This window comes from Boseongicola sp., from assembly GCF_057460485.1.
On the sequence record NZ_JBVCWP010000276.1, the window covers coordinates 1 to 5,064 of the forward strand.

Annotated in this window: 5 protein-coding genes; 1 reads left to right on the forward strand and 4 read right to left on the reverse strand. The window is 55.4% G+C overall.

What is annotated here, in order from left to right:
• Positions 1–134: 134 nt before the first annotated feature.
• The gene (locus AC221Y_RS20165; RefSeq protein ID WP_486708183.1) at positions 135–968 is read left to right on the forward strand and encodes a tyrosine-protein kinase family protein; all 834 of its coding nucleotides are present in this window, start codon (positions 135–137) and stop codon (positions 966–968) included.
• Positions 969–980: 12 nt separating this feature from the next.
• On the opposite strand, the gene AC221Y_RS20170 is transcribed toward AC221Y_RS20165, so the two are convergent.
• The 4 genes from AC221Y_RS20170 to rfbB all read right to left on the reverse strand — a co-directional run.
• Positions 981–2,303 (reverse strand): UDP-glucose dehydrogenase family protein, encoded by a 1,323-nt coding sequence (locus AC221Y_RS20170; RefSeq protein ID WP_486708184.1) that lies wholly within the window; start codon positions 2,301–2,303, stop codon positions 981–983.
• Between the two features lie 85 nt (positions 2,304–2,388).
• Positions 2,389–3,261: a glucose-1-phosphate thymidylyltransferase RfbA gene (rfbA, locus tag AC221Y_RS20175; protein ID WP_486708185.1), complete on the reverse strand. Its 873-nt coding sequence runs from the start codon at positions 3,259–3,261 to the stop codon at positions 2,389–2,391.
• Positions 3,258–4,115 carry a dTDP-4-dehydrorhamnose reductase gene (gene rfbD / locus AC221Y_RS20180; protein ID WP_486708186.1) on the reverse strand — a complete coding sequence of 286 codons (858 nt, stop codon included), beginning with the start codon at positions 4,113–4,115 and terminating at the stop codon, positions 3,258–3,260. The genes rfbA and rfbD overlap by 4 nt, the downstream gene beginning before the upstream one ends.
• Positions 4,112–5,064 (reverse strand): dTDP-glucose 4,6-dehydratase (rfbB, locus tag AC221Y_RS20185; protein ID WP_486708187.1); only part of this gene is annotated, 953 nt, incomplete at its 5' end. The genes rfbB and rfbD, both read right to left, overlap by 4 nt.

The following is a 5,064-nucleotide window of genomic DNA, read 5'->3' on the forward strand; positions in this document are numbered from 1 at the left end:
CTAATTGCCGGGCTTGCGATAGGCATTCCTATCGGCCTTTGGGTAGTTCACACATTTTATCTTCCGCTTGATCTGATCGTAGATCGGGTCTTGGGAAGATTTGGTCTTTAACGCGGGCGGCTTGGGTACACGATATGGAAAAACTTCAGGCAGCACTGGCCAAGGCACGCGCACAGCGCGAGGGCGAACCGGTTACGCGCGCAACAAGGCCGGAGCTTTCTGCACGCGCTAAATCGCTGAAAGTGGCAGAAACCGAAGCGATTGACTCGGTATGGGGAGCGGTTCCCCTTTTTGAGCCAACGTCGCGGCGCCTGCAACAATCACGAATATTTGCAGCGGACGCGTCTGCTGAGGGCGCGCATTTTGATATTCTGCGCACCAAGCTTCTTTTGGAGATGCGCCGCAATAACTGGACGCGGATCGCGATCACCTCGGCTGTTGCCGGGTCGGGGAAAACAACTACCGCGTGCAACCTGATTGCGGGTTTCGGGCGTCAGCCCGAGGTGCGGGGGATGCTCTTTGACTTTGATCTGCGTCGCCCGTCGGTGGCCAAATTCTTTGGCGCAAAACCTGAGGCTGGGCTTGTCGATGTTCTGGAGGGAAAGGTTCCGTTTGAGGAGCAAGCGGTTCGTCTGCACCCGAATACGATTGTCTCAATGACCAACCGCCCCTTGCGCGATCCGTCGCAGCTTCTTTCAAAGCAGCGAACGACCGAGATGCTTGATAATATTCAGGATACGTATCAGCCAGACGTCATGCTTTTCGACCTGCCTCCGGTACTCGTGAGCGATGAAACGCGCGCGTTTCTGAAGCTTGTGGATGCTGCGTTGATCGTCGCTGCCAGTGATTCAACGTCTGTGGCACAGGTCGATGAAGTCGAGCGCGAGGTATCGCAATACACAAATGTTGCCGGTGTTATCTTGAACAAATGCCGCTTCCTGGATGACGGATACGGCTACTCCTACTGACCGCGTCAGCACCTAGTCTTGGATGTAAGAATGGCTCCCGACCGATGCATAAGCCTCAAAGCCAGCGGCTCTGGCATCCTGTGCAGTGTAGACATTTCGAAGATCTGCCATGCGCGAAGCCCGCATCGCGGTCGCGATCCTTTGAAGATCAAGGGCGCGGAACTCATTCCACTCAGTTAAAATGACGATCAGGTCGGCGCCTTCCGCAGCGGCGTACAAGTCTTCCGTCCAGATCACGTCTGGCATCAAAGCTTCACCTTCACGCCGACCCTGAGGGTCCACCACAAGCACCTCGGCGCCGGCGGCGGTAACAGATGGAAGTATAGTAAGTGCGGGCGCATCGCGCATGTCGTCCGTATTTGGTTTGAATGTAACACCCAAAACGAGAATCTTTTTATCTGCGAACGAGCCATCACACAGGTCAAGCATCTTGCCGACCATTCGCTGCTTTACGCGTTCGTTCACTGCTATGACCGACTCTACAATGGTCATCGGGCTTGAGGCGTCTTGACCAATTCGGGCAAAGGCTTTGGTATCCTTTGGAAAACACGACCCACCATATCCCGGACCGGCGTGCAGAAATTTGTTGCCGATGCGACCATCCAAGCCGATGCCTTTCGAGACTTCTTTCACGTCTGCTCCGACCTTTTCGCACAAAGCAGCCACTTCGTTGATGAAGGTGATCTTTGTCGCCAAAAACGCGTTGGCCGCGTATTTTATCATCTCGGCACTTTCCAGATCCGTTCGAATGATTGGAAAGTCGCGCAGGAAAAGCGGTCTGTATATCTCGGCCATAACATTTGCGGCACGCTCGGTTTCAACACCCACTACAACGCGGTCAGGGCGCATGAAGTCATCTATAGCAGCCCCTTCGCGCAGAAACTCTGGATTGGAGGCTACGTCGAAGTCCAAGTCGGGATTGGTCCGAGCCACGATCCGACCGATCTCGCGATTGGTACCGATAGGCACTGTCGATTTCGTAACGATTACCATGTAGTTTTTGGCAACTGCCGCGACTTCTTCAGCGGCGGCATAAACATAGCTAAGGTCAGCGTGACCGTCGCCCCTGCGCGTTGGTGTTCCTACTGCGATAAACACGGCATCGGCCGCTTCGAGAGCCGCGGGCAAATCATGCGTGAACTGAAGTCGGCCTGCCGCGACGTTTTTTGCAAGAAGCGCATCAAGCCCCGGTTCGTAGATTGGAACCTCGCCCGCATTCAGCCGATCGATTTTTGAAGGGTCTTTATCTACGCATATGACATCGTGGCCGAAGTCCGAAAAACAGACAGCAGATACCAAGCCCACGTACCCTGCGCCAATCATTGCAATACGCATTAACTCAATCCTTTAACCTTTTGGGCGTTAGATATCGAAACCGTGTCGATACCAAGGCCCAAAATCGAAGAATTTTGGCGTAGGTTTAGGCATCCGCGAGCCCGCGCAGGTAACCGCCATAGGCGTTCTTTCCGAGCGGTTTTGCGATGTTCAAGAGGTCATCGCGGGTGATCCAGCCGTTTTCGAATGCGATCTCTTCGGGTGAGCCGGTCTGAAGGCCTTGCCGCTCTTGCAAGGTGCGCACGAAGTTTCCAGCATCCAAAAGAGATGCATGGGTGCCGGTGTCTAACCAGGCATAGCCACGGCCCATCCGCTCGACAGACAAGATATCGTCGTCGAGGTAAGACTCGAGGAGGGTGGTGATCTCGAGTTCACCACGGGGGGACGGTTTGACTTTTGCGGCCCGCTCGGGGGCGCTTCCATCCAAGAAATAGAGCCCCGTGACAGCGTAGTTGGAAGGGGGGGTGGACGGCTTTTCAATGATGCCACGAACCCTTTCGCCATCGAAATCAAGCACACCGTAGCGTTCGGGGTCGGCAACGCGGTAGCCGAATACTGTGCCACCGTTGGTCTTCTCATCGGCGCGCTTCAAAATGTCCGGAAGTGCGTGGCCAAAGAAGATATTGTCGCCAAGAACCATCGCGGATGGCGCGCCGTCCAAGAAGTTTCGCGTCAATAAATAGGCCTGCGCGAGGCCATCCGGAGATGGTTGCGTGATCCACGTGAGATCCAGCCCCCAACGTGATCCGTCACCCATAAGTCGTTGAAACTGAACCTGATCTTCTGGCGTGGTTATGATCGCGATCTCTTGGATCTCTGCAAGCATCAACACGCTAAGTGGATAGTAAATCATCGGCTTGTCGTAGATCGGAAGAAGCTGCTTCGATACGCCAAGCGTGATTGGATAAAGTCGTGTTCCCGAGCCACCGGCGAGGATAATGCCCTTACGTTTGGTCATGTCGCACCAAGGTCCTTCAACACATTTGCCAATTCGTTGCGCCAGTCCGGGCGTCGAATACCGAAGTCGTGGGTCAGGCTTTCGCAATCAAGCCGTGAATTCAAGGGGCGCTTTGCAGGCGTGGGGTAGTCTGCGGTAAGAATATCAGTGACGTCAACATTGAGATCCGACTGTTGAAAGATTTCGCGCGCAAAGATCGCCCAGCTAACCTCCGGCGTTCCGCTGAAGTGATACGTTCCGCCCGGTTGACCTTCAGTTAGCGCGCGACTGATCGCAAACACGGCGTCGGCAATCGCAGAGGCTGGCGTTGGACCCCCGATTTGGTCCGAGACGACCGAGAGTTGATCGCGTTCTGTTCCAAGCCGGAGCATGGTTTTGACGAAGTTAGCCCCTTGTGCACTGAACACCCAGGACGTGCGTAAAATTACATGCGCGCCGCCGCTGGAACGGATGGCTTCCTCGCCGGCCAGCTTTGTGACGCCGTATACCCCCAAGGGTGCTTTTGGTGCACCGGGTTGCCAGGCGTTGCGACCTGAACCGTCGAAAACGTAGTCGGTGGAAATGTGGACCAATGGGATTTGACGCATTGTTGCGGCATCAGCAAGGGCGGCGACGGAAAGGTGATTGACGAGGTCTGCTGTGTCAGGTTCGCGTTCGGCTTTGTCGACCGCGGTGTAAGCAACGGCGTTTATGATCACGTCCGCATTAAGAGAAGACACGGTGGCTGCGACCATTTCGGGCGACGAGAAATCCGCGCGATCGCGGCCAATCGCAACAACGTTTACACCGTCCGGCGAACGGCGTCGGACTTCTGTTGCGACCTGTCCCGTCTGGCCAAAAAGAGCGACCTTCAATCTGCTGTCCCCAGGCGTTGTCCGAGGGCCTGACGTTCAAGAAGTGGGCGCCACCAGTCTTCATTGGCAAGATACCAGTCGACTGTGCGGGCAAGCCCCTGTTCTAGGGTGACGGACGGTTGCCATCCAAGTTCGTCGCGAATACGCGACGGATCAATTGCGTATCGCAGATCATGCCCCGGGCGGTCATCAACAAAGGTGATCAGAGTTTCATTCGGTACGCTGCTTGGGCGTCGCGCGTCCAAAAGCGCGCAAATCATCCGAACAATTTCTAAGTTGGTAGCCTCGGCCTCGCCGCCGATATTATAACTTCGGCCGTTTTCGCCCTTCGTGGCAACTGTCATAAGGGCGTCGGCGTGATCCTCTACGAACAGCCAGTCTCGCACGTTCTGTCCGTCGCCATAAAGCGGAATTCGCTTTTTGTGCAGCGCGTTCAGGATGACCACGGGGACGAGCTTTTCGGGGAAATGAAACGGGCCATAGTTATTCGAGCAGTTCGACAGGACCACTGGCAGGCCGTAGGTTTCGTGCCATGCCCGCACAAGATGATCTGACGCAGCTTTCGAGGCTGAATAGGGGCTGCGTGGGTCGTAAGGTGTGGTTTCTTTGAATTGGCCCGTCGCACCAAGGCTGCCGAACACCTCGTCGGTCGAAATATGGTGGAAGCGAAAGGTGTCCGGTCGCCCGGCATCAGTCCAAAATGCGCGCGAAGCCTCAAGCAATGAATAGGTGCCGGTAATGTTGGTTTCGACAAAAGCTGCGGGGCCATCAATTGAACGGTCCACGTGGCTTTCGGCCGCAAGGTGCATGACAATGTCAGGGCGGTGTGTTTCGAAAACGCGGTCGAGGGCTGCGCGATCGCATATATCCGCCTGCTCGAAAGTATATCCGGGCGCATTCTCTACAGGGGCTACGTTTGCAAGATTTGCCGCATATGTTAGCTTGTCAA

What these genes read in the sequence shown, in the direction of transcription:
- rfbA (WP_486708185.1), bottom strand. Translation starts at nt 3,261, where the DNA reads ATGACCAAACGTAAGGGCATTATCCTCGCCGGTGGCTCGGGAACACGA.
- AC221Y_RS20170 (WP_486708184.1), bottom strand. Translation starts at nt 2,303, where the DNA reads ATGCGTATTGCAATGATTGGCGCAGGGTACGTGGGCTTGGTATCTGCT.
- AC221Y_RS20165 (WP_486708183.1), top strand. Translation starts at nt 135, where the DNA reads ATGGAAAAACTTCAGGCAGCACTGGCCAAGGCACGCGCACAGCGCGAG.